The sequence below is a fragment of the Asaia sp. W19 genome, assembly GCF_003994335.1.
In the GTDB taxonomy this organism is placed as follows: Bacteria; Pseudomonadota; Alphaproteobacteria; order Acetobacterales; family Acetobacteraceae; genus Asaia.
The window spans coordinates 58,787-83,264 of record NZ_PNQZ01000064.1 but is presented as its reverse complement, the minus strand read 5'-3'; the positions used below and the strand labels follow the sequence as shown (position 1 = coordinate 83,264).

Genomic DNA, 24,478 nt, shown 5'->3' with positions numbered 1-24,478 from the left:
GGTGCATGACGAAACCGCCGATGGTATGGAACAGGTCGCGTTCAGCATCGAGATCGATATCCAGTTCGCGAAAGACATCGCCGATCGGGGCCGCGCCGTCGATCAGCCATGAATTGGCATCACGTCGAACGATTGCCTGCTCCTCGAACGGGCTTGCCAGGCCATCCATGAGCGCCCCCATGATGTCCTTGAAGGTAATCAGCCCGACGACAAGGCCATACTCGTTGACGATAAGCGCAAACCCGGCACCATGGGTGTCGAACTGGGCGAGCGTGTCCCACAGATTCAGCGTGTCCGGCAGAGAAAGCGTATCGCGCCTCATGCGGAATATCTGACTGCTGATCGGCTGGCTTGGATCAGCATGGGGCGGCACTTCATCGACCACGGCCACGAGCACGTCCTCCGCGCGTATCGATCCAATGACGTGATCGAGGCCGCCATCGCAGAGCGGATAGCGCGAATAGGGACGGATACGCACCTTGTCACGCTGAGATTCGAGTGATTCCTGAACGTCGAGGAACACGATCTCGTCGCGTGGCGTCATAGCGGAGGTGACGGAACGATCCTGGAGGGCCAGCACGTTCTGGATCAGCTGATGCTCTTTTTCCTGCAACACGCCCGATGCCGTGCCTGCTGCTAGCATGGCGTTCAGATCTTCGGGGGTCACGGGCTCTACGGCGGAGGCGGCGGGAATGCGGAGCAGGCTCAGGAGCCAATCCGAGATGATCGAGAAAATCCAGACCGCCGGGTAAAGCACCCTGAGTGCGCCGGTGAGAAACCAGCCCACGCGCAGCGCTACCCGGTCAGGATTATTGAGCGCGATCCGCTTGGGCAGCAGATCGGCGAAAAGCACGAACAGACCGGTCACGATCACGAAGGCCAGGGTTGCAGCGGTCTTGGTCGCCACGCCCTGACTCAAGCCTGCTTCGATCAGGGCCGTGCTGAAAGCAGGGGTAAGAAGCTCACTGGAAATTACGCCGCCTAGAACGCCCACCGCATTGAGGCAGATCTGCAATACCGTGATGACCTGGCCGCTGTTGCGCCGCAGTTTCAGAAAGGCCGAGGCCCGTGCATCGCCCTGATCGGCCAGCGCGCGCAGGCGGATATCGCGCGCTGCAGCGAACGAGATTTCAGACAGGGAAATCAGAATGGAGACGGCAATAGCTGCCACCATGGCCGCAAGGCCCAGAAGCAGCAACGTCATGCGCGTGGCTCCTCATAAACAGGGACAAAGGATAGCGTGAGCCCGTATTTAGGCCTTTTCTGCCTCCCTTGCCAGTATTCGTCCGTCACGGAGCGGGTGGCAGCCCGGCGATTTCCCGCCAGCCCGCCTCATCGCAAGTGTTGAGACCCAGATCTGCCGCTTTTTTGGCTTTTGATCCTGCTTTTTCGCCCAGCACCACAAGCCCAGTCTTCTTGGAAACAGAGTCACTCACCTGTGCTCCAAGCCGCTCTGCAATGGCCTTTGCTTCCGGTCGGGTCATGCTGTGCAGCGTGCCGGTAAAGACGATGGTCTTGCCTGAGAGCGGTCCCGATTCCGGGCGGGATTCTTCTTCGATGGTGAGTTGCCCGCGCAGGTCTGCCAGTGTCTCGACATTATGCGGCTCGGCGAAAAACGCGAGAAGATCAGCCACGATGCTCTCACCGATCCCCATGATGCTGCCGAGCGCAAGTCGGTCGTCCGATCCGATCACGCGGGCAGCGTTCATGGCCTCAACCCAAGCCTCGTAGCTCTGATAATGGCGCGCCAGAAGCTGCGCGGTGCGCTCTCCGATCCGGCGTATTCCGAGCCCGAAGAGAAAGCGGCTGAAACTGATGCTGCGGCGCTGTTCGATGGCGCGCAGCAGATTACGCGTCGAGACCTCGCCCCAGCCTTCGCGACCGCGTATCAGCTCGGCCTTTTCATGGAGGCGAAAAATATCGCCCGGCTTGTCGATCAGGCCGATCTCATGAAACTCACGTATGGAACGCTCACCGAGCCCGTCGATATCGAATGCAGGTCGGGAGACGAAATGAATGAGACGCTCGACCACCTGCGCCTCACAGGTCAGTCCGCCCGTGCAACGGCGCACGGCCTCGCCTTCGGGGCGCTCTGTCAGGGAGTCGCAAACCGGGCAGCGTGTGGGGAAGACGAAAGCCGGGCTCCGGGGCGCGTCTTCGGGTACGGGGCCAAGTATCTGCGGAATGACGTCGCCAGCGCGCTGGACGCGCACGAGATCACCGGGGCGCACGTCCTTTCGGGAAATTTCGTCCTCGTTATGCAGCGTCGCTCTTGAGACGATCACCCCGCCGACATTGACCGGTTGCAGATGAGCCGTCGGGGTCAGAGCGCCGGTACGCCCCACCTGTATCTCGATCTTCTCAAGACGAGTAATGGCCTGTTCCGACGGGAACTTCCAAGCGATGGCCCAGCGCGGTGCACGGCCCACGAAACCGAGGCGGGTCTGTAGGGCGATAGCGTCGAGTTTGAAGACCACGCCGTCTATATCATAGGGCAGGGCAGCACGATCGCGCGCCAACGTGTCGATATACGCGGCGATATCGCTCGCATGGGCGATGCGGCGGGACAGCGGGTTGACGGGGAAACCCCAGGCCCGCAGCTGCTCGAGATAAGCCCAATGCGTGTCGGCGCACGCGGCGCTGGCATAGCCCTGGGCGTAGGCGAAAAGCGAAAGCGGGCGGCGCGCGGTCACCGCAGGGTCGAGCTGACGCAGCGAGCCCGCAGCCGCATTGCGGGGATTGGCAAAGCTCTTCTGCCCCTGCGCCTGCATCGTCTCGTTCAGCGTCAGGAAGTCGGCCTTGGCCATGAAGATTTCGCCGCGTATCTCGATTTCATCAGGGAATTTGCCTGTAAGCCTGCGGGGGATATCGGCAATGGTCAGCAGATTGGCGGTCACGTCTTCTCCGACCATGCCATCGCCGCGCGTTGTCCCACGTATGAGCGCGCCCCCGACATAGGTGAGATTGATCGAAAGCCCGTCGATTTTCGGCTCTGCGACAAAAGCAAGCGCATCCGCTGCGGCCGCATCAAGCCCGAGAAAGCGCGCAGCCTTGGTCACGAAGGCATCGAATTCCTCGGTGGTAAAGACATTGTCGAGCGAGAGCATGGGTAGGCGATGCCCCTGCTTGCCAAACGCTGAATCCGGGGCAGCCCCGACGCTATCTGTCACCCCGCCCTGGGTTTTGAGCTCGGGATAGGTTTCCTCCAGCGCGACGAGGTCGCGTCGCGTGGAGTCATATTCCGCATCCGAGACTTCCGGCGCGTCATTCTGATAATAGGCCGCGTTCCAGCGCGCGATGAGCGCCGCAAGCCGGGCGTGTTCTCTGGCGTGGATATCGTCCATTACTCTTGTTCCAGAAGACTGTCTGCTGCCGTGCGGGCGGCATCCGTGATGGTTTCTCCGGCGAGCATGCGGGCAATCTCCTCGCGACGCTCCTCCGCCGAGAGCTTCTCTGCCAGCGTCTCGGTGCGCTCCTTGCGGATGCGCTTGCTGATGCGCAGATGCTGATCGCCCCGCGCTGCAACCTGTGGGCTGTGGGTGACCACGAGCACCTGAACATCCTGTGCGACACGGTGCAGACGATCACCGATGGAGGAGGCCGTGGCGCCACCTACGCCGGAATCAACCTCGTCGAATACGAGTGTGGGTATGGCGGAGCGCTCGGCCAGAACCACCTTGAGCGCGAGCATGAGCCGCGAGAGTTCACCGCCCGAGGCGACCTTGGCCAGAGGGCCGGGAGGCTGGCCCGGGTTGGCGGCGATCAGGAAAGACGCCTGCTCCTTGCCCCGCAGGTTCCAGGCCTCTGGTTCAAGTGGGGTGAGCGCGACGATAAAACGCGCGCGTTCGAGGCGGACGGGTTTGAGCTCGGCCATGACGGCTGTCTCCAGACGGCGCGCGGCTCGCGCCCGGATCTGGCTCAAAGCCTCGGCTTCAGTCGCAAAAACCTCGCGCGCTGCCTTTGTCTCGGCCTGGAGTTGCTCGATACGCGCATTTCCGGAATCGAGCGCCTCGAGCCGCGCCTGCAGGCTGGCCAGCAAGGCCGCGAGCTCATTGACCCCGACACCATGCTTGCGCCCGGCGGCACGCAGGGCAAAGAGGCGCTCCTCGGTCTCTTCAAGCAGTTTGGGGTCTGTGTCGGCGTCGGCGGCAAGGCGCGAGAGCAGGGTTTCGGCTTCGGCCAGTGCCTCTTCCGCCTTTTCCAGCGCTGCCAGAGCTTCCTGCGCCTGATGCTGCTGGGCCGAACTGGGCGCAGACTCATCCCCCGGCGCCGGAAGGAGACGCGCCAGCGTGCGGCTGGCATTGCGCAGGGCGGCGGCGGGTGTAGCCGACCGACGGTCGCGTGGTGTCAGCTCGGAGAGAGCCGCGGCAATAGCCTCGCCCCGGCGCTCATTCTGCTGCAAACCGATGCGCAGAGCCGCGAGCTGCTCTTCCTCATCTTCCTGCGGCGCGAGGGCGGACAGATCCTCAACCGATTGCCTCAGCCAGTCTTCTTCGCGTCGCGTGGCCTCCATTTCCGACTGGGCGGCGGCGAGGGCAGCCGTCGCCTCGATCCAGCGGCGGTACCCGCGTGCAACAGCGTCCCGCGCACGGCGATCGACGCCGAATGCGTCAAGCAGATCGAGATGGGTGCTCTGATCGGCCAGACCCATCTGGTCATGCTGCCCCTGAATCTCGACCAGCAGCGCGGCAATACGCCGCAGTAGTCCCACCCCGATCGGCTGATCATTGACATAGGCCCGTGAGCGCGAGTCTGTCGTGACCGTTCGGCGCAGCACGAGGGGCTCGTGAGGGTCATCGAGGGCGATGCCTTGCTCAGCGAGAAGCTGATGAACGGGATGCCCATCGGGTATCTCGAAACAGGCTGACACGGCCGCCTGGTCGGCTCCGGCGCGTACCAGACCGCCACTGGCGCGATCGCCCAGGGTCAGGCTGAGTGAGTCGAGGAGGATGGATTTGCCCGCGCCTGTCTCACCCGTCAGTACCGTAAGCCCGGGATGGAACGGCAGATCGAGCCTCTCGATCAGGACGATGTCGCGTATCGAGAGGTGAGTCAGCATGGAAGGGGGTCCCGATTATTCAGCGTGGAAATCGCGCAGCCGGGCAGAGACCATAGCGGCGCAACAGTCTCGGCGGGATCAGAAGACCGAGTGCCACATGCGGCCGAAGAAGCCACGCTGCGTGGAGCCGGGAACCACACTGTGATCGGCGAGCAGGTTGCGGTTGCGCAGCATATTGTAGCTGTAACGATACCACTGGCTGTTCGGGTAATTATACCCGAGGACCGATGCGGCCTTGCGGGCTTCGTCCACAAGACCAAGCTCAAGATTGACTTCGACGATACGCTCGAGCGCTTCGGCAACGTGATTGGTCGTCTGGAAGTCCGCCACCACGCGCTGGTAGCGGCCAAGCGCGGCTTCGTAATTATGCTGTTGCTGATAATAACGCCCGACAAGCATTTCCTTGCCTGCCAGATGGTCGCGGCAGAGATCGATCTTGAGCTGGGCATCGCGCGCATAAGCCGTTTGAGGGAAGCGTGTAACAACTTCCTCAAGCGCATTCAGTGCCTCAACGGTTCCCTGCTGGTCACGCTGGACCTCGGCAATCTGCTCGTAATAGCAGAGTGCGCGCAGATAATAGGCATAGGCGGCGTCAGGGCTGGTTGGATGCAGCAACAGATAGCGCTCGAGCTGCTGGACGGAGAGCGCATATTCGCCCTGCAGATAATAGGCATAGCCTTCCATCAGCTCGGCATTACCAACATAGCCGGAATAAGGATAATTCTGCTGCAGCAGCTCGAATTCGCCGCTCGCCAGGGTGTAACGCTTCGAATGCAGCGCATCGATACCGTAATTATACAGTGCCTCGGCGCTCGCGACTTTGGGTGCCTTGACCTCTTCCTTGTTCGAAAAGAGGGAGCAGCCGCTCAGCAGCAGAAAACTGCTTGCCATTGTTGCGGCAGCGAGACGCTGACGCTTGCGCGCAGGAGGTACGTTACGTTCTGTGTTCTGATGCATGCCGACTCTTCCACTAACGAACGGTCTTATATCACGCCTGACCATTCGCGGAAGACCTGGGCGCATGAGATCGTTTCTCTTACGCCGTTGCGCGCAATTCCGTTCTCGACGATTCTTCACTACCGACGAAACGCCAGTTCTCGGCGGAGGCAAACAAGGCTCTCAGCAGCTTGTTATTAAGCGTATGCCCCGATTTATGGCCCATGAAACCGGCTTGGAGCGTATGCCCGGCCAGATAGAGATCGCCCACGGCATCCATGAGCTTGTGGCGCACGAATTCCTTGGGATGACGCAGCCCGCAGGGATTCAGAACCGTTTCGCCTTCGACCACGATCGCGTTATGCAACGATCCACCCCGAGCGAGCCCCATCTTCTGAAGCGCCTCGATTTCCTTGCGCTCGACGAAGGTACGGCAGAAACCGACTTCCTGACGAAAACGCTCCAGGCTGAGTGGCATGGCGTGGCGTTGCTGGCCGATCACCGACGCCGAGAAGTCAATGGACATGGCGAGAGCAAAGCCGGAACGGGCCGGGCGCAGCTCGGCGAAAGCACCGCTCTCTTCCTCGACATGGACAGGGCGCAGGACTTCAATGACGGCGCGCGGCAACTCCAGAATCTGGGTGCCAGCGCACTGGATGAGAAAATCGAACTCCGCAGCGGAGCCATCCAGAACGGGAGTCTCGGGGCCGTCGATCTCGATAAGGGCGTTATCGATGCCATTGGCATGAAGCGCCGCCATAAGATGCTCGATCGTGGCAACGCGGATCTCCGGGGTGCCGGAATTTGCGATGACCGTGCTGAGACGAGTGCAGACAACATTGTCGTAGCGCGCGGCGATAGGCGCTGAGCCGGTCAGATCAACGCGCTCGAAAACGATGCCGTGGCCTGCCGGTGCCGGGTTGAGCGTCATGCGTACCTGTGCACCGCTGTGCAGGCCGATACCTACGCAGGTGATAGCCTTCTTGAGCGTGTTCTGAAGCGGGGTACGTGGCGCGTTGCCGGGAAGGATCGAGAAGGAGGAGGGCGTAGAGGAGAGCGGGAGAGGCACGATCGATGCTTTGAACGGTGTTTCGGCCGTGATCTGCATGATGAGAGGCTCTCCTTGGTTTGGGCCGGTTTAAGCCCGGATCCTGCGGAAAGCTGTAACCGCTATGAGGGAGAGCAGACCAGTCAATGTTTATTGCCAAGTATTACGGCCTAAGGTCCTGAAACTGAAGTCGATTTTCAGTTTCAGGATGTGACGTAACGCCCGCCTCAGCGTCCCTGTTCGCGTCGCAGGAAAGCCGGAATATCAAGGCCGTTCTCGTCACCGGCGTCATGAGACGCGCTCACCCGTGGCATCTCCTCACGTTCCACGACGGTCGGTTCATTGCGCGCCGGTTCGTGATGAGTCGGCGTGGTCGAGGAGACAGGGCGCCCGCGCAGGGCGCCGGTCACGATTCCGAACAGGCTGCGCGGCTGGGACTGGGGTTCTGGCGCCGGACGCTGTCCCTGATCCGAAAAGAGGCCCGCGCGCGGTGACGGCGCATGCGGCTGAGGCTGTTTCGCAGCCTGCTGCGGTACCGTATGCGGCGACGGAGCCGCCGAGGCGCCACCCTGATTATCCAGCGTGTAGTGAGGCTGCTGACGAGGCACCGAGGCGTAGGTCGAGGCGGGCTGGAACGGGGGCTGAGAGCCGCTGCCCTGAGTCACCTCGGCACCGTCCGGGGCGACGGGCGCTGGCTCAGATGTCTCGGCATGGGTCTCGACGATTTCAGGCTCAGGCACACGGCTGCCATCGATACCGGTTGCGACAACCGATACGCGCATCCGCCCATTGAGCGATGGATCGATGGCCGAGCCCCAGATCACGATGGCATCATCCGACACTTCCTGGCGGATGCGCTCGACGGCCTGATCGACTTCATACAGCGTCATGTCGTCGCCGCCGGTGATGTTGATCAACAGGCCACGCGCGCCGGACATCGAGGAGTCTTCGAGCAGCGGGTTGGAGATTGCGCGATTCGCGGCTTCAAGCGCTCGATCCTCGCCTTCCGTTTCGCCCGTTCCCATCATGGCCTTGCCCATTTCCGCCATGACGGTGCGGATATCGGCGAAGTCGAGGTTGACCAGGCCGGGGGCCATCATCAGATCGGTCACGCCACGGACGCCCATATAGAGCACTTCGTCTGCCATCTTGAACGCTTCACGCAGCGTCGTATGCATGGTGGCCATGCGAAAGAGATTCTGGTTGGGGATGACGATCAGGGTATCGACATATTGCTGAAGTTCGGCAATGCCCGCTTCAGCGGCTTTCTTGCGGCGCCCGCCTTCAAAGCCAAAAGGTGTGCTGACGACGCCCACGGTCAGGATCTTGCGCTCGCGTGCCATTCTCGCGATCACCGGAGCCGCGCCTGTGCCCGTGCCACCGCCCATTCCCGCCGTCACGAACACCATATGCGCGCCGTCGATGTGGCGCGCGATCTCATCGGCGGCTTCCTCGGCGGCAGCCTTGCCGATTTCGGGCTTTGCGCCTGCACCGAGACCCTGGGTGAGGTGCGGGCCAAGCTGAACCCGACGCTCGGCGCGCGAACCGGCAAGAGCCTGCGCATCGGTATTGGCCACGACAAACTCGACGCCCTGAAGCTGCATCTCGATCATGTTGTTGACGGCATTCATGCCACCGCCGCCCACACCGATGACGGTGATACGGGGAGAAAAATCAGAATAGTTGTATTGCGGGGCAGTGAGATTGAGCGTCATGGCGTGATCCGAATAGGGCTGAAATCAGTCTCGAATGGCAGGAGAATGACTGTAGAGCATGAACTACATAGGTTACTTTTTCCTCACGCGCGACCCCTAATGAAATGCACGAGGCGCTTTAGCATGCCTCCAGCGCGCGGCTCGGGGGCATCGGCGTCATGGAAGCTGCGATCAGCACCTGCAGCCCAGGCCAGCAGCCCCGAAGCGGTGGAGAAACCTGCAGAATTGGCCCCGATTTCAGGCAGGCCGACAATGCCCAGGGGACGGCCCAGTCTGACGGGACGATCCAGAATACGCGCCGCCATGGGGCCGACACCGTCGAGCAGAGACGCCCCCCCGGTCAGGACCACACGCTCGCGCCCGGTCCGACCAAATCCCGCGTCGTCGAGCCTGTCGCGGACCAGTTCGAGTGTCTCCTCGATGCGCGGACGAATGGCGGAAACGAGCCGTGCCCGTGAAACGGTGGTCAACGATCCCGCAGCTTCGCCGATTTTCTGAAGCGTGATCAGTTCGCTGCTGTCTTCGGCCGAAAGCTCGGCTGCGCCGTATTTGGTCTTCAGGCGCTCGGCTTCATCCAGCGATGTCGAGAGCATGCCCGCCAGATCGCGAGTGACATGCAGCCCCCCCACGGGCAGGAATGCGGTGTGGCGCAGCATTCCCTCGCCGAATACTGCGACCGAGGTCGTACCCCCGCCCATATCGACCACGGTTGCACCAAGTTCGCGCTCATCAGCGTCGAGTACCGAGAGTCCTGAGGCAAAAGCTGCAGAGACGAGATTGGTCATCTTGAGTTCGGAGCGCATCAGCACGGAATCGAGTGTACGAACGGCGGCCGTGGCCGCGTCGACGACATGCAGCCGTGCGGTGAGCTGTTCGCAGACCTGCCCACGCGGATCGACGATGCCGTAAGTATCGTCCACCGCGTAGCCAATGGGCAGGGTGTGGATGACCGTACGCCCCTCGGTGTAGGCGCGCGCCTGGCCTTCGGCCACGACACGGCTCATATCGGCTTCTCCGACTTCACGGCCGCCGATCGGCATGCGCGCGTTGAACAGCCGGCTCTCGGGATGACCGCATGAGAGATTGACCGTGATATTGTCCAGTCGTCGGTCGGCCGCGTCTTCCGCCTGCCCGACAGTGGCCCTGATCGCCTGTTCGGCCTCCTTGAGATCGACGATATTGCCGTTGCGTATCCCGCGTGAGCGCCGCCATCCATAGCCGAGAACGCGTAACGTGCCATCGGCCTCTCCCCGCCCGATCAGGCAGGTCATCTTGGTCGAGCCGATATCGAGCACGCCGAAAACACCAACGCGCCAATGCCGCGGCAAAGCGGGCTCATCAGCCGGGGGTAATGCCAGGATATGGTCTTCTGACCGCTCCTGATTGCGTCGCCCCGTGCTTACTGGAAGCAGGGCGCGACTGCGGACGGTGCGACGGCGCTTCTTGCGGGGAGCTTCCGGATCGGTCGTGACGAGATCGTTCATTCTGCCGGGGCTCCATTGAGTGGCTGAGGGGCGGGCAAGGGGCGTTCCGCATCCTGTGGCGGAACCGGACGGGTCGCTGAGGGGCTTTGGGTCGGATGCGGTGCGGGAATCATCCGGTTGTTCCCTGCATCACCCGCAGTCGAGGGCGTTCGCTCCTTCATCGGTCGCATCGCCGGGCCGCGGCCCTGATCGGCACCTCTGTCGGTTTCCGAACGGCCACTCACCGGTTTCCTGGCTGGAGAGTCGACGCGGCTCTTCCCGCCATCGGTAGCGGAGGAAGGCGGCTTAGGCGCCGTATCCGAGTTCGCCGTGCCATCGGCAGGCTTGCCGTCGCTGTTCTCGGCTGCGGGTGCGTTCTGATGAATGACCATGCGGTCGGGAAGGCGCATGTCGATCGATACGACCGGGCGTTCCAGCAGACGGAATTGTGCCTGATACTGCGCCAGGCGGGCCAGTGCTGCCTGTTCCTGCCCTTCAGGCAAAAGCACGGAGGCGCCATCGCGCAGGGTTAGATTCCAGCGCCGCTGGCCGATCCGGACCGCGGCCACCACGAAATCCTTGACCACTGGATTGGCCGTCATCGCATCTACAAGGGACGATGCGGCGACATTCGCCCCTTCACCCACCACAAGCGGCAGGCGAATGAAGGCCTGACCGTTCTTGCCTTCGAGCCCCTGATCAGGAACTTTCTCTCCTGCGCGGTTGATTAGGATGAAATGGCCATGATCCTGCCAGACGGCAATTGGACTGCGCTCGACAATGCTCACGATCACCGTATCGGGCATATGGCGCGACACCATGGCATGATCGACAAAGGGCAGAGTGTCGATCCGGTCGCGCGCCGCCGAGACCGAAAACCCGAATATTGGCTGACCGACCGACGTGCCGAGCGCCTTCATCAGATCTTCTTCAGGAGTGAGATTGCGTCCCTCGACACGAATGGTCTTGATCTGGAATGGCAGGTACTGGACCAGTTTCGCGCGGTAAGGTGCGAAACGGGATTCCGAGCTCGACAGATGCAATGCCGAAATTCCGAATCCCGCCAGCCCGAGCAGGATGAGAAAAGCGACGAACAGACGCAGCCCGCGCTTGTGCCGGCGCATGAACAGCGCGAGACGGGCAGGCCTGTCCTGCTGCACCGGGCCGCGATAAGGCGCGTCTGGCCGTCTGTTTTTCATGCAGGGCGTTTACCGCGTGTCGTCAGGGCGTCACGCACCAGCCAGTCGCAGAGCTCGGGGTAGGAAATGCCGCAATAGGCTGCCTGCTCGGGCAAAAGTGAGGTTGCCGTCATGCCGGGCTGCGTATTGACCTCCAGCAGGATCAAGCGGGCGTTGTCCTCGTCATAGCGGAAGTCGGAGCGTGAGGCACCGGAGCATCCAAGCGCCTTGTGCGCCGCTTCTGCACAGCGCAGGGCCTGTTCGAAAATCGCCTCAGGGACCTGCGCCGGAACATGATGCACCGAGCCGCCAGGCGCGTATTTGGCATCGAAATCATAGAAATCACCGGTCGGCGAAGCTGCCACGATATCGGTCACGGTCAGGGCGCGATCACCCAGCACCGCGACGGTGAGCTCGCGACCGGGGATGTATTCCTCGACCAGCGCCTCATGGCCATAGGCCCAGCCTGCGGCGATAGTCTGACGGCGATTACTGCCGGTGCGTACGATCTCGACCCCGAAGGACGAGCCTTCCGCAACAGGTTTCACGACATAGGGTGTGGGGAGCGGATCCGCGTCCGCCAGCTCCTCCATGGTGACCACACGCCCTTCTGCCACGGGCAGCCCGGCAGCGGCGAAGACCCGTCGCGAGGCGTCCTTGTCCATGGCGAGTGCAGACGCTCGGATGGAGGAATGGGTGTAGGGCAGGCCCAACCATTCCAGCACGCCCTGAATGGCGCCATCTTCACCCAGCGGGCCATGGAGTGCGTTGAACACCACATCGGGTGCGGCAGCGCGCAATGCCCTGATCGTCTCCACCAGATCGGGACCGGCATCGACACTCACCACGTCATGACCGGCCTCGACAAGAGCCTGCGCCACGCCCGCGCCGCTACGCAGGCTGACGGGACGCTCGCTGGAAATTCCTCCCTGCAGGACGGCAATTTTCAGGCTCATGGCGTTTCCTCCCGGCGCAATTCGGCGACTGATGGTGTGTCTTTTTGCTGAGCGTTGTCGTGCAAGACTTCCCCAGCTTTTCTGCCCAGTCGCTTGATCTCCCAGTGCAGCGCGATGCCGCTATGGTCGAGCACGCGCTGGCGCACGAGATCGCCAAGCGTCTCCAGATCCGCGCTCGTGGCCTCGCCCAGATTGAGCAGGAAGTTGCAGTGTTTTTCGCTTACCTGCGCGCCGCCCTGGATGAGTCCCCGACACCCGGCCTCATCGATCAGTTGCCACGCCTTGTGCCCGTCCGGATTGCGAAAGGTCGAGCCGCCTGTACGCGATTTGATGGGCTGCGAGGCTTCGCGTGCCTCCTTGATCCCGGCAATATGGGCGCGGATCTGCGCCTTGTCGCCCGGCTGGGCCCTCAGGCGCGCGCGCAGCACGATGGCCCCCTGAGGCAGCACGGCATGGCGATAGGTGAAGGCCAGGGCGGGATTATCGAGTTTCGTGATCGATCCGTCCGGTAGCAGGACCTCTGCCCAGTCGAGCACGGCGTTCATATCGGAGCCATAGGCCCCGGCATTCATCACCACCGCCCCACCTATCGACCCCGGAATTCCGGCGAGGAACTCCAGGCCTGCCAGACCGGCACCTGCGGCCTGCTCGGCCACCATCATGTCGAGCGCCGCAGCCCCGGCGATCAGCCCGTCCGGTTCGATCACGATCTCCGCAAAGCCGCCCGCCAGACGCACCACGAGTCCATCCAGCCCGCCATCGCGAATGATGACATTCGAACACGCCCCGAGCACGGTAACCGGGGTATGCGGGGGCAGGGCGGCCAGGGTTTCGGCCAGATCCTGCGCATCCTTGGGGACAAAGAGGGCCTCGGCATTGCCGCCGGTACGAAACCACGCGCGTGGGCCGAGCGGCGCATCGAAGCTCAGCCTCCCCCTTGGGGTAAGATCACGAAGCGCGGTGCTCATGATGCCTTGCCATTCAGCGCGGCGAGCTGCCCAGGCAGGGCCTGCGCCCAGTTGGTAATGGTACCGGCGCCGAGGCAGACCACGAAATCACCGGGCTTTGCGATGGCATTGATCATCTCGGCCAAATGTTCCGGGCCGGGCAGCGGGACAACCGAGCGATGACCGCTCGCACGCAGTCCCTCGATGAGGGAGTCGCGGCTGATCCCCTCGATCGGAGCCTCACCCGCAGCGTAGACGTCGGTCACGATCACCGTGCCGGCATCGTTCATGCAGGTGCAGAAATCGCTGAACAGGGCCTCGAGGCGCGAATAGCGATGGGGCTGCACCACGGCAATCACGTCGCGCGCACCAGCCTGACGTGCGGCGCGCAGAACTGCCGCGATCTCGACCGGATGATGGCCGTAATCGTCGATTACGGTGATACCGTTGAAGTCGCCACAGCGCGTGAAGCGACGCTTGACGCCACGGAAACCGGCCAGAGCCAGGCGGATCGTCTCGTCATTGATGTCCATCTCGCTCGCGACCGCAATCGCAGCGAGCGCGTTGAGTACATTATGCTGCCCGAGCATCGGCAGGCGGAACGGCCCGGCCCTGCGCGTCGTCTTTTGCGTGCGGCTCGTGATGACGACTTCAAACGTCGCGCCCAGACGGTCGGTGATCAGCTTGTCGGCGCGCACATCGGCCTGAGGGCTGAAGCCATAGGTCACCACGCGATGATCGGACAGGCGCGGGATCATCTGTTGGACGGCTGGGTGATCGATGCAGAGCACGGCGAAACCGTAGAACGGGATATTGGACACGAACTGATCATAGGCGGCCTGCATGGCCTCGGCCGTGCCCCAGTGATCCAGATGCTCGGGATCCATATTGGTGACGACCGCAATTACGGCCGGAAGACGCAGGAAGGAGCCGTCGCTCTCATCGGCCTCGACCACCATCCAGTCGCCCGAGCCCATACGCGTATTTGTGCCATAGGCCTCGATGATGCCACCGTTGATGACCGTGGGATCGAGCCGGGCCTGCTCGAGCACGCAGGCCACGAGGCTGGTGGTAGTGGTCTTGCCATGGGTGCCGCCGATGGCCACGGCCCAGCGCAGACGCATCAGCTCGGCCAGCATTTCGGCACGACGCACGACGGGGATCAGCCGAGCCCGTGCGGCAAGCACTTCAGGATTGTCCTTCTTGACCGCCGTCGAGGTCACAACGACCTGCGCCGTCCCCAGATTGGCCTCATCATGACCAATCGCCACGATGATGCCGAGCTTGCGCAGGCGCAGGACGTTGGCATTCTCGCTGATATCGGAGCCCTGCACCTTGTAGCCCAGCATATGCAGCACTTCGGCGATTCCAGACATGCCAATACCGCCGATACCGACGAAATGGATGGTGCCAATGGAAAGGGGAAGTGCGCGCATGGACCAGGCTTTCAGAGAAACAGCAAAGGATCGGTTGACGAGGTGACGTGTCAGGAAACGGGGGAGCGGTAATCCACTATGCGGGCTTCGACAAGGTCGGCCAGCAGGCGGGCGCTCTGCGGATGGGCGAAGCGTCTTGCCGCAGCCGCTGCCCCCGCAAGACGCTCAGGGTCGTTCAGCAGCGGGGCCAGGAACGCGGCAAGGGCATCGGGGGTGAAATCCTTCTGGCGGAACATCCAGGCCCCGCCTTCATCGACCAGTTGGGACGCATTTGCCCCCTGCTCATCAGAAGCGGCAATCGGCAAGGGGACGAGGATCGACGGCTTTCCCGCAATCGTCAGTTCCGCCACTGAGGAGCCGCCAGCACGGCCGATGACGAGATGCGCCTTTTGTAGAAGAGAGGCCACGTCGGAGAAGAATGGCGCCAGAACGCAATCGATGCCCGCCTTGTCATAAGCGGCCTGTACCTCTGGAATATCCTTGTTATGCACCTGCTGGGTTACATGGAGCCTGGCTTTGAACCCCGGCGGTAGCTGCGCCAGCGCCGCAGGCACGGTGGTCGAGAATACGCGGGCCCCCAGGGACCCACCCCAGACCAGAAGATGGAGCGCGTCGCCCGGTGGCGTGTAGGGCGTGTCCAGCAGGGCCTCGATCTCCGGGCGCACCGGCATGCCGGTGAGCGCCGCGCGCAGACCAAGCGGCAACCTTGCGACGGTGGGAAAGGAGGTCGCGATGGATGTCGCGAAACGTGCCAGGAGCGCATTGGCCTGACCCAGAACCGCGTTGCCTTCGTGTAGGATCACGAGCGGGCGTCTGGAGTCAGGCAGGAAGCGGCTGCCAAGAATGGGCGGCACCGAGGGGTACCCGCCGAAACCGATCACGGCGACCGGGTTGATTTGACGATGCAGTGCCCGTGCGGCCCAGGCGCCGCGCAGGAGCGCAGTCATACCGCGCAGCTTGGTCGTGATGCCCTTTCCCGCCACACCGGTGCCCTCGAGCACATATTGTGGCCGGTCCTTGAAGATGCCGCTGGTGCGTTTGCCTGCCCGTTTGTCGGTCATGAGCACCAGTTCATGACCGCGCGCGGCGAGTTCGGTCGCAAGGGCTTCTGCCGGGAAGAAATGGCCACCCGTTCCCCCTGCAGCGATCACGATTGGACGGGTCATGAATTCGATCCTTCCCGAAGCGAGGTCCAGTGGCCCTGACTCGCGTAAGTGGAACTGATGGGGCTGGCCGAAACCTGATGCCGTGTCAGCGCCAGCACCATGCCAAGCGTAAGGGCAATGGAGAGAGCCGACGAGCCTCCGTAGGAGATGAGCGGCAGCGTCATGCCCTTGGTTGGAATCAGATGCAAGGTCGAGCCCATATTGATGAAAGCCTGCAGGCCAAAGCCTGCGACCAGGCCTGAGGCGGACGTGATCACGAAAGGATCGCTCTCGCGCATCAGCTTGAGCAATGTGCGGACCACGATCACGGCGAAGATCAGGATGATGAAGAGGCAGATGAAAAGCCCGTATTCCTCGCCTGCAACGGCAAAGACGAAGTCGGCATGGGCGTCAGGCAGTAGATCCTTGACCCGTCCCTCGCCGGGGCCGCGCCCCATCATTCCGCCATTACCGAAGGCGCGCAGGGCGGTGTCGATCTGGTAGTGATCGCCCACATTCGGATGCAGGAAGCGCTCGACACGTGATCGAACATGCGGGAAGGCCACATAGGCGCCTGCGAAGGCTGCGATCATCGCGCCAACACCCGCACCCACGAAAATGACGGGCAGACCATTCACGAATAGCTGGATGAAGAACACCATCGTGATGACGGACAACATCCCGATATCGGGCTGGGATTTCAGAAGCAGCAGAATGAGTCCGAAACAGCCAAACGCAATCAGCATGCCGGGAAAACGCATCGACCCGAAGATGACCCGGCGGCGCTGCTCCGCCAACAGCCATCCCGTGACCACGGCGAAGAAGGGCTTGAGGAATTCGGAGGGCTGAACCGACATCATGGGAAGCGCGATCCAGCGACGCGCCCCCTTGATCTCCACGCCATGGACAAGCGTCATGAAAGTCGCCGCGAGGGCGATGACCCCACCGATCAGGGCAAGGCGCCTGACCGCTGGGCGGGAAAGCCCGGAGACGCCAAGCACCACGGCCCCTGCGAGAAGCAGGAAGATGACCTGTTTGAGAATGAACATCTCACGCGATGCGCCGATGCGCACGGCCACGGCCGGGCTTGCAGCGAGCATGAGAATATAACCGAACGCGATCAGGATCCCGACGCAGCAGAGCGTGACGCGATCGACATTGCGCCACCAGCGTCCGATTCTGGACGTATCGACACGTGAATGCCCTGCCATCTTAATTCAGTCCCCCAAGGCCCTGCAGATCAGGGCGATCCCGTTTCACGCCGTGCGTCCACTCGGTCCAGACGTGACAGGATATCGATAAAATGCGCGCCACGCGCCTCAAAACTCGCAAACTGATCGAAGCTTGCGCAGGCAGGGGAAAGCAGAACGATAGGCACGCCGAGCGCCTTGGCGGTTTCGAGGCTGGCCATGGTGGCGGCTTCGAGCGTTTCGACGCTCTCACAGGCTACGCCGTGCGTCTCCAGAGTCTCACGAAGAAGGGGCGCATCGCGACCGATCAGATAGGCCTTGGCAATCCGGTCAAAAAGGGGCGCCAGAGCCTGGATCCCGCCGGACTTGGCAATGCCCCCGGCAATCCAGATGATCCTGTCATAACAGAGCAGCGCCTTTTCTGCGGCTTCGGCATTGGTGGCCTTGCTGTCATTGATGAAGCGTATGCCATCGATGGTAGCGGCCAGAGCCTGTCGATGGGGCAGGCCGGGATAGCTGCGCAGCCCATCCGTGATCATCTCATCCGAGAGACCGAGATGGCGCGCCATGGCTTGGGCAACCAGGGCATTTTGCAGATTATGCTTCCCGGGGAGGGCAGGCGCTTCTTCGAGTGCGGCAGATATTCCGCGTACGGTATCCGGATTATCGACCGAGATCAGGGTGACGGTCAGACCCTTCGCAATCAGTTCCTGCGCCTGAGCGCAGCAAGGGGCGTCATCCACCCCGATAACCGCCAGATCGCGAGGGGTCATGTTGTCGAAGACATGGCGTTTGGCGCTGGCATAACCCGCCATTGTGCCATGGCGCTCCAGGTGATCCGGTGTCAGATTGAGCAGGCAGGCCGTCGCGGCGTGGAAGCTCTCCAGCCTTTCGAGCATGTAGGATGACATTTCGATCACATACACGCCCTCATCGGGCAGGAGCGGCAGGGCGAGGGAAGCTGTACCGAGATTGCCTCCTGCCGCAACAGGCACACGGGCTTTCTCGAGCATATGCGCCAGCAGCGCCGTAGTGGTGGATTTGCCGTTTGTGCCGGTCACCGAGGCGAAACGCGCCAGCGAACCCGCTTTGCGCACGGCGCGATAGAGGATCTCTGCATCCGACAGGATGGGCACCCCGGCTTGCTGGGCAAGCAGGGCAACCGGATGCGGGAAAGGCAGATGATGCGGGATACCCGGTGAGAGGATCAACGCTTCGAAACCCGTCAGCTCCTCAAGCGGGGCCGCGATGAAGCGGGCAGCGTTCCCGTCGCGAGCGAAATCGTTGGGTCCGGGTGGGGCTTTGTCGTCCCATGCCTGCACTTCCGCCCCCATGGCGAGAAGCGCTGACACGACGGCCGCGCCGTTTCGGCCGAGGCCCAGCACGGCAAAGCGCGAGCCAGCAAAGAGATCGGAGGGAAAGGCGCGTATCGTCATCTTAGCGCAGCTTCAGCGTCGCGAGGCCGGCCAGCCCCAACAGGATAGAGACGATCCAGAAACGGATGACGATCTTGGGCTCCTGCCAGCCCTTCTTTTCGAAGTGATGATGCAGTGGTGCCATCAGAAAGACGCGGCGCTTGGTGCGTTTGTACCAGAAGACCTGGATCACGACAGAGAGCGTCTCCACCACGAAGAGACCGCCTACGATGCAGAGTACCAGCTCATGTTTGACGGCAACGGCGATGGCGCCCAGCGCCCCGCCCAGAGAGAGCGAGCCCGTATCACCCATGAACACGTCAGCGGGTGTCGCATTGAACCACAGAAAGCCGAGCCCCGCCCCGATGAGGGCCGCGCAGAACACGCCGAGTTCCCCTGTGCCTGGAACCAGATGAAGCTGCAGGTAGTCGGCAAAGACGCGATTGCCGACCAGATAGGCGATCAGCGCGAAAACCAAAGCGGCGATTACCACCGGCACGATGGCCAGCCCGTCCAGGCCATCCGTGAAATTTACGGCATTGCCGAACCCGGTCATGACGATCATGGCAAAGAGTGGAAAGGCAAAACCCAGCGGCAGGAGGAAATCCTTGACGAAGGGAAAGGCCACCATGTTCCGCAGTTCGGGCGGCATGAGGCTCTCCATCCAGTACCCCGCGATCAGAGATGCGGCAAACTCGCTTCCCAGACGGGCGCGCTTGGACACGCCTTTCGTGTTGCGCTTGGAGAGCTTGAGATAGTCATCCGCAAACCCCACCGCACCGAATGCCGCGGTGACGAACATCGCCGCCCAGACAAAACCGTTGGTGAGGTCGGCCCAGAGCAGGGTCGAGGCAAAAAGCGCAATCAGGATGAGCATTCCACCCATCGTGGGCGTGCCGGCCTTCTCGAGAATATGCCGCTCGGGACCGAGCGTGCGTATGGGCTGACCCTCGCGCTGGATGCGCTTGAGCTGGGCAATGAAAGGGCGGCCGAAGACCAGCGAGATGACGAACGCCGTCAGACAGGCCCCGCCCGAGCGGAAGGTCAGGTAATGGAAAAGATTGAAGAAACCGCCATGGGTCGTGTCGTGAATGGCAATCAGATTATACAGCATCAGCCTGACACGCCCCCAGCAAGAAGAGGGGTGACAATGTCGCGCATGCGACTGCCAAGACTGCCTTTTACGAGAACCACGTCACCGGCTTTCAGATAGGATTGGACGAAGGGGGCGAGAGATGCCGCGTCTGGTTGCCAGACGCCACGCTTTTCTTCGGCAAGCGCGTCAAAAACATGGCGCATATGCGGGCAGCAGCAAAAAACCAGATCCGCATGGGCCATCAGATCGGGCAGGAGGGCCAGATGCTCGCGCTCGGCGAAATCACCCAGTTCGCGGATATCGCCCAGTACGGCGATACGACGCTTGGCTGGCATGAGCGCAAGGGTCTCCAGCGCTGCGCGTATCGACAGAACAGAGGCGTTATAGCTCTCATCCAGAAGTGCGGCCTGACCGCCCAGGATGGGTTGCACCTGTCCGCGCCCGGCGCCGGGGCGCCAGATTGCGAGCGCTGCTGCCGCCTTGTCGAGGGATAATCCGAGCGCATCGATCGTGGCCAGAACCAGCCCCGCATTGCGGATGAGATGGCTTCCAGGTGCGGAAAGCATGATGTCACGGTTCATGAACTTGAACCGCGAGCCTTCCGCTCCGGTTTCGAGCGCTGTCAGCCGATAGCTGGCGTGTGCGCTCAGCCCGACGCGGGAAATCCGGCAGCCCGACCGCGCGGCGGCGCCGGCAAGAATGGCCTCCATGCCGGTATCATCTGGTACAATGGCCACGCCCTGCGCCGAGAGCGCGCCGATGAGATCGGATTTTTCTTCCGCAATGGCTTCTACACTGCCCATATGGCCCAGATGGGCACTGCCTATGGTGGTGATGACAGCGATATCGGGTTGCACCATGGCAGCGAGTGGCGCGATCTCGCCGCGGTGGTTCATGCCGATCTCGGCCACGCAGAAGGCGGTATCACGCGGCATTCTTGCCAGGGTGAGGGGCACCCCCCAGTGATTATTATAGGAAGCGATGGCGGCATGGGTGGGCCCGATGGAAGCCAGCGCGCAATGCAGCATGTTCTTCGTGGTGGTCTTGCCGACCGAGCCGGTCACCCCGACCATTTTCCCGGTAAAGCGCGCCCGTGCGGCATGGCCGAGGGCGCGCAGCCCTTCCATCGTATCGGCCACACGCAACAGGCGCGGGTCGGAGACATCACCGGCCTCATGCACCATGACGCAAGACGCGCCCTTTGCCAGGGCCGCCGCCACATGGGCATGGCCATTGCTGTTCTCTCCCTGCAAGGCGATGAACAGGTCGCCAGGCTCGAGACTGCGCGTATCGATGGAAATGCCGGTCACCACGATCTCGGCGTCGAGCATGCCATGCGTCGCGGCACGCAGTTCCGCGCTGGTCCAGAGGGTGTTCATGGGGCGACCCCGGCCAGCTCGCGAATGACGGCACGATCGTCGAAGGGGGTGGTGACACCGGCCACCGTCTGACCGCTTTCATGACCCTTGCCAGCCACAACGACCACATCGCCCGCCCGCGCTTGCGCAAGGGCTGCGGCAATGGCTGCGCGACGATCGCCGATTTCGAGGGCGTCGGGGCAGGCTGCCCTGATGGCGGCGCGTATGCTGGCGGGGTCTTCGCTGCGCGGATTGTCGTCGGTGACAATGGCCAGATCGGCCAGCCTTGCGGCAATCTCTCCCATAAGGGGACGCTTGCCCCTGTCACGATCTCCGCCCGCGCCGAAGACGACGATCAGGCGGTTTGAGGCGTGAGGGCGCAAACTGTGCAGCAGGTGCTCGAGCGCGTCCGGCGTATGGGCATAATCCACGTAAAGACCGGCCCCGTTATCGAGCGTTGCCGCAAGCTCGGCCCGCCCACGCACACCGGCGAGCCGGGGGAGTAGATCCAGCACAGCGCGCGCGTCCTCATCCTGCTCAAAGGCCATGGCGGCGGCCAGAAGCACGTTATCAACCTGGAAACGTCCGGTGAGTCCAAGTTCGATTTCAGGCAGGGCTTCGCCGAGGAGCGAAAGAGAGATGATCTGCCCATGGGGCAGGGGTGTTGCGCGTAGCAGGCGCAGGGTTTCGCCCTGCTCGCCCACGCACCGCAGTTTGAGCCCACGGGACTGCGCCAGTTCACGGAGGGCGGACACCGTTACCGCATCCATGTCCGCATTGATCGCGGCGAGTGCGCCCGGTGGCAGGAGGCTAGAAAAAAGGCGCAGCTTGGCAGCTCGATAGGCTTCCATCGTGCCATGATAATCAAGGTGGTCGCGCGTCAGATTGCTGAACCCGCCTGCGTGAAGCGCGACGCCATCGAGACGATTCTGCTCGAGCCCGTGCGATGACGCCTCAAGTGCTACATGCTCGATTCCGGCAGATTTGAGCCGGGCAAGCGTTTGAACCATGGAGACCGCATCAGGCGTTGTGAGCGGGGGCGGAGCCTCGACCGGGACATCGCTGATGAGACCGAGCGTTCCGATACTGGCCGACATCGTGCCGGACAAAGACCAGAGCTGGCGCAGGAAATCAGCCGTGCTGCTCTTGCCATTCGTGCCGGTGACGGCAGCAATGCGCGCCGGCTGCGGCCCCGCCAGCGCTCTGGCAAGCACAGCAAGATCATGGCGCGGCCCCTGTGAGGCGATGAGCGGCACGTCTGCTGCGACGGTCGTCGTTTCCGGCAGCAGAAGCGCGGCTGCTCCCTGGGACAGGGCTTGGGGAATGAAGCGTGCGCCATCGGTCGCGACGCCGGGCAAGGCGGCGAAGATCATGCCGGGCCCTACGGCGCGGCTGTCAGCGGTGATCCCTGTGATTTCGGGGTCGGCCTTCGATGAATCGACGGCGAGCGGCGGGACCGGGAGTCCGGCCCGCTTCAGGAGTTCGGAAAGGCGCATGGCTCAGCCTCGTTCAGAAGAGTGACGCGCGGCGCGCTCGGTGGCCTTCGCAGCGAGCTTGGCGGCTTTCTCGGCAGCCTTGGCGGCGTCTTTTTCCGCCTTTTCCTTTTGCGCAGCGATGCGCGGATCACCCGGATCGTTGCCGGGGCCGAGGGCGCGTTTACCCGGCGGAATGCCGGGTTCGAGCGGTATGGCCATCTCGGCATCGATCTTTGCGGCGTTCTTCGTGTCGGGAAACAGCCCGAGCATCGGCCCGATACGTGCAATCAGCTTTCCTGTCGTCGGGGCGGCGTTCCAGCCAGACGTCACGAAGCCGTGGGTCTTGGGGGTGGGGTGTGGCGAATCAAGCATGACATAGACGGCGTAGCGCGGTGCATTCATCGGGAAAATCGAAGTGAAGGCCGAGATATTGACGTGCTTCAGATATCGGCCATTCGGTCCGACCTTTTCAGCCGTACCGGTTTTGCCGCCTACGAAATAGCCGGGTACTTCCGCGCTGCGCGCCGTGCCCTGCGTTACGTCAAGACGCAGCATCTTGCGGATGAGCCTGGAATTTTCCTCCGATACGACCCGGTCACCCTGAGGCTGCGGCGGCGGGGCGGGGGCATCGCCCGAGGCATCGCTCTCGGGCCTGAAGGCGGCGGGTACAACAGGGGCGCCCGGAGGTGCGGCCGCACCCGTCGTGCCAGATTGCGTTCCGCCGGGTGCATTCAGGGGGGCACCGCCGGGCGCGGTCGCACCGGGGGGGAGGGCCTCCTCATCCGGTTTTGCGCCGTCATCCTGTTCGCGTGCCACGAGAGTAGGCTTGATCAGAATGCCGCCATTCACCGTGGCAGCGGTGCCGCGCACGATAGAGAGCGGTGGCTCAGCCACGCCGTGACCGAAGCCGACCGTCATGACAGTCGAAACGCCCCAGTTCTTCGAAGACGGTACGATGGGACGTCCAGCCTCGGGTAGTTCGATCGGCACGCGATTAAAGAACCCCATATTGCGCAGCCATTCCTGCTGCCGTTTCGCGCCCACGTCGAGTGCGATATGCGCGGCAGCCGGGTTCGATGACTTGGCAAGAACGTCGGGCAGGGCGAGCCAGGGCGCGAAGTGATCGGTCTTGATATCCGAGATGGTGAAGCGACCGATATGGATGGGGATGGTCGAGAAGCGATCCCAGATATGGGCCACGCCATATTCGATGGCCATGGCCGCGGTCTGAAGCTTGAAGGTCGAGCCCGGTTCGTACATGCCCGTGACGGCGCGGTTGAACCGTGCATCGGCAGGCGCATGGCCGAACTCATTGGCGTCGTAATCGGGCAGGCTGACCATGGAGATGATCTCGCCCGTATTCACATCCATCACGATGGCCGCAGCCCCGATGGCCTGAAACTCGTCCATGGCGGCCTGGGTCACTTCCCGGGCCACGGCCTGGATACGCACGTCCAGCGACAGACGCAGCGGGGTGCGATCCTTGTTGAGACGCTCGTTGAAATAACGTTCGACCCCGGCCACGCCGTGATCGTCGATATCCACCCCGCCCAGAATCTGCGCGGCGGTACGGCCCAGCGGGTAATGACGTCGCTCGCTCGCTTCGAAATAGATGCCCGGAATGCCCAGATTATTGATGGCTATTTCCTGCACGGGCGAGATATCGCGGGCAATGTAGACAAACTGCTTCTTCAGCGAGAGTCGGCGTGTTGTCTCTGCCTCGTCGAGCTGGGGCAGTACGGATTTGAGCTTCTTCGCTGCATCCGGGGCGTCGATCAGCTCCATCGGATTGGCATAGACCTGCGCCACGGGCAGAGAAAGGGCGAGGGTCTGCCCATTACGATCGACGATGCTCGCGCGATGCACATCCGGTAACGAGAAATCGCCTGCGATCTGCCCTTTCGGGTCGCTTTTCGGAATTTCAGGCACCTGTGAAGCGATCTGTCGCTTCTCGGGGGCCATAGGCATGAAAACGGTGGCGAGGCTCAGTTTGCCCGCCACGAGGCCGAAAAGGACCAGAAACCCGAGCCCGACCCCGATCAGTCTTGTGTGCATCTGGTC

The 24,478-nt window shown here is 62.5% G+C and carries 18 protein-coding genes; all 18 read right to left on the bottom strand.

The genetic code is table 11. From position 1 onward, the window contains the following. A partial coding sequence (locus C0V97_RS13300; RefSeq protein WP_148114940.1) for a hemolysin family protein occupies positions 1-1,204 on the bottom strand: 1,204 nt, incomplete at its 3' end. An 85-nt stretch (positions 1,205-1,289) separates the two neighbouring features. Next, positions 1,290-3,344, bottom strand: coding sequence for an NAD-dependent DNA ligase LigA (gene ligA, locus C0V97_RS13295; RefSeq protein WP_127103058.1), 2,055 nt, complete (start codon positions 3,342-3,344; stop codon positions 1,290-1,292). Continuing rightward, complete coding sequence (recN, locus tag C0V97_RS13290; RefSeq protein WP_127103057.1) at positions 3,344-5,059, bottom strand: DNA repair protein RecN; 1,716 nt, start codon at positions 5,057-5,059, stop codon at positions 3,344-3,346. Before recN ends, ligA begins: the two co-directional genes overlap by 1 nt. Before the next feature lie 78 nt (positions 5,060-5,137). After that, the gene (locus C0V97_RS13285; RefSeq protein ID WP_127103056.1) at positions 5,138-6,016 is read right to left on the bottom strand and encodes an outer membrane protein assembly factor BamD; all 879 of its coding nucleotides are present in this window, start codon (positions 6,014-6,016) and stop codon (positions 5,138-5,140) included. Positions 6,017-6,095: 79 nt separating this feature from the next. Next, positions 6,096-7,103 (bottom strand): UDP-3-O-acyl-N-acetylglucosamine deacetylase, encoded by a 1,008-nt coding sequence (gene lpxC, locus C0V97_RS13280; RefSeq protein WP_127103055.1) that lies wholly within the window; start codon positions 7,101-7,103, stop codon positions 6,096-6,098. A gap of 167 nt (positions 7,104-7,270) precedes the next feature. Continuing rightward, positions 7,271-8,758 (bottom strand): cell division protein FtsZ, encoded by a 1,488-nt coding sequence (gene ftsZ / locus C0V97_RS13275; RefSeq protein WP_127103054.1) that lies wholly within the window; start codon positions 8,756-8,758, stop codon positions 7,271-7,273. An 83-nt stretch (positions 8,759-8,841) separates the two neighbouring features. Then, positions 8,842-10,242, bottom strand: coding sequence for a cell division protein FtsA (gene ftsA / locus C0V97_RS13270; RefSeq protein WP_127103053.1), 1,401 nt, complete (start codon positions 10,240-10,242; stop codon positions 8,842-8,844). Then, positions 10,239-11,420 (bottom strand): cell division protein FtsQ/DivIB, encoded by a 1,182-nt coding sequence (locus C0V97_RS13265; protein ID WP_127103052.1) that lies wholly within the window; start codon positions 11,418-11,420, stop codon positions 10,239-10,241. Before C0V97_RS13265 ends, ftsA begins: the two co-directional genes overlap by 4 nt. Next, entirely contained in the window at positions 11,417-12,355 is a 939-nt protein-coding gene (locus tag C0V97_RS13260) for a D-alanine--D-alanine ligase (RefSeq protein WP_199751873.1), read from the bottom strand. Before C0V97_RS13260 ends, C0V97_RS13265 begins: the two co-directional genes overlap by 4 nt. Continuing rightward, complete coding sequence (gene murB, locus C0V97_RS13255) at positions 12,352-13,323, bottom strand: UDP-N-acetylmuramate dehydrogenase (protein WP_127103051.1); 972 nt, start codon at positions 13,321-13,323, stop codon at positions 12,352-12,354. Before murB ends, C0V97_RS13260 begins: the two co-directional genes overlap by 4 nt. After that, positions 13,320-14,738, bottom strand: a complete 1,419-nt coding sequence (murC, locus tag C0V97_RS13250) for a UDP-N-acetylmuramate--L-alanine ligase (protein ID WP_127103050.1) — start codon at positions 14,736-14,738, stop codon at positions 13,320-13,322. Before murC ends, murB begins: the two co-directional genes overlap by 4 nt. 50 nt (positions 14,739-14,788) lie before the next feature. Next, on the bottom strand, positions 14,789-15,904 hold the full coding sequence (murG, locus tag C0V97_RS13245) for an undecaprenyldiphospho-muramoylpentapeptide beta-N-acetylglucosaminyltransferase (protein ID WP_127103049.1): 1,116 nt from the start codon (positions 15,902-15,904) through the stop codon (positions 14,789-14,791). Beyond that, complete coding sequence (locus C0V97_RS13240) at positions 15,901-17,094, bottom strand: FtsW/RodA/SpoVE family cell cycle protein (RefSeq protein ID WP_127103048.1); 1,194 nt, start codon at positions 17,092-17,094, stop codon at positions 15,901-15,903. Before C0V97_RS13240 ends, murG begins: the two co-directional genes overlap by 4 nt. Positions 17,095-17,123: 29 nt before the next feature. Beyond that, on the bottom strand, positions 17,124-18,503 hold the full coding sequence (murD, locus tag C0V97_RS13235; protein WP_127103068.1) for a UDP-N-acetylmuramoyl-L-alanine--D-glutamate ligase: 1,380 nt from the start codon (positions 18,501-18,503) through the stop codon (positions 17,124-17,126). A 7-nt stretch (positions 18,504-18,510) separates the two neighbouring features. After that, positions 18,511-19,602 carry a phospho-N-acetylmuramoyl-pentapeptide-transferase gene (gene mraY, locus C0V97_RS13230; RefSeq protein WP_127103047.1) on the bottom strand — a complete coding sequence of 364 codons (1,092 nt, stop codon included), beginning with the start codon at positions 19,600-19,602 and terminating at the stop codon, positions 18,511-18,513. Further along, the gene (murF, locus tag C0V97_RS13225) at positions 19,602-20,963 is read right to left on the bottom strand and encodes a UDP-N-acetylmuramoyl-tripeptide--D-alanyl-D-alanine ligase (protein WP_127103046.1); all 1,362 of its coding nucleotides are present in this window, start codon (positions 20,961-20,963) and stop codon (positions 19,602-19,604) included. Before murF ends, mraY begins: the two co-directional genes overlap by 1 nt. Beyond that, the gene (locus C0V97_RS13220) at positions 20,960-22,438 is read right to left on the bottom strand and encodes a UDP-N-acetylmuramoyl-L-alanyl-D-glutamate--2,6-diaminopimelate ligase (RefSeq protein WP_127103045.1); all 1,479 of its coding nucleotides are present in this window, start codon (positions 22,436-22,438) and stop codon (positions 20,960-20,962) included. The genes murF and C0V97_RS13220 overlap by 4 nt, the downstream gene beginning before the upstream one ends. A gap of 3 nt (positions 22,439-22,441) precedes the next feature. Continuing rightward, positions 22,442-24,472 carry a penicillin-binding protein 2 gene (locus tag C0V97_RS13215; protein WP_127103067.1) on the bottom strand — a complete coding sequence of 677 codons (2,031 nt, stop codon included), beginning with the start codon at positions 24,470-24,472 and terminating at the stop codon, positions 22,442-22,444. Between the last annotated feature and the right edge of the window lie 6 nt (positions 24,473-24,478).

What these genes read in the sequence shown, in the direction of transcription:
- ftsA (WP_127103053.1), bottom strand. Translation starts at nt 10,242, where the DNA reads ATGAACGATCTCGTCACGACCGATCCGGAAGCTCCCCGCAAGAAGCGC.
- murB (WP_127103051.1), bottom strand. Translation starts at nt 13,323, where the DNA reads ATGAGCACCGCGCTTCGTGATCTTACCCCAAGGGGGAGGCTGAGCTTC.
- C0V97_RS13215 (WP_127103067.1), bottom strand. Translation starts at nt 24,472, where the DNA reads ATGCACACAAGACTGATCGGGGTCGGGCTCGGGTTTCTGGTCCTTTTC.
- murG (WP_127103049.1), bottom strand. Translation starts at nt 15,904, where the DNA reads ATGACCCGTCCAATCGTGATCGCTGCAGGGGGAACGGGTGGCCATTTC.
- C0V97_RS13285 (WP_127103056.1), bottom strand. Translation starts at nt 6,016, where the DNA reads ATGCATCAGAACACAGAACGTAACGTACCTCCTGCGCGCAAGCGTCAG.
- mraY (WP_127103047.1), bottom strand. Translation starts at nt 19,602, where the DNA reads ATGCTGTATAATCTGATTGCCATTCACGACACGACCCATGGCGGTTTC.
- C0V97_RS13240 (WP_127103048.1), bottom strand. Translation starts at nt 17,094, where the DNA reads ATGGCAGGGCATTCACGTGTCGATACGTCCAGAATCGGACGCTGGTGG.
- lpxC (WP_127103055.1), bottom strand. Translation starts at nt 7,103, where the DNA reads ATGCAGATCACGGCCGAAACACCGTTCAAAGCATCGATCGTGCCTCTC.
- C0V97_RS13220 (WP_127103045.1), bottom strand. Translation starts at nt 22,438, where the DNA reads ATGCGCCTTTCCGAACTCCTGAAGCGGGCCGGACTCCCGGTCCCGCCG.
- C0V97_RS13265 (WP_127103052.1), bottom strand. Translation starts at nt 11,420, where the DNA reads ATGAAAAACAGACGGCCAGACGCGCCTTATCGCGGCCCGGTGCAGCAG.
- ligA (WP_127103058.1), bottom strand. Translation starts at nt 3,344, where the DNA reads ATGGACGATATCCACGCCAGAGAACACGCCCGGCTTGCGGCGCTCATC.
- recN (WP_127103057.1), bottom strand. Translation starts at nt 5,059, where the DNA reads ATGCTGACTCACCTCTCGATACGCGACATCGTCCTGATCGAGAGGCTC.
- C0V97_RS13260 (WP_199751873.1), bottom strand. Translation starts at nt 12,355, where the DNA reads ATGAGCCTGAAAATTGCCGTCCTGCAGGGAGGAATTTCCAGCGAGCGT.
- ftsZ (WP_127103054.1), bottom strand. Translation starts at nt 8,758, where the DNA reads ATGACGCTCAATCTCACTGCCCCGCAATACAACTATTCTGATTTTTCT.
- murC (WP_127103050.1), bottom strand. Translation starts at nt 14,738, where the DNA reads ATGCGCGCACTTCCCCTTTCCATTGGCACCATCCATTTCGTCGGTATC.
- murF (WP_127103046.1), bottom strand. Translation starts at nt 20,963, where the DNA reads ATGAACACCCTCTGGACCAGCGCGGAACTGCGTGCCGCGACGCATGGC.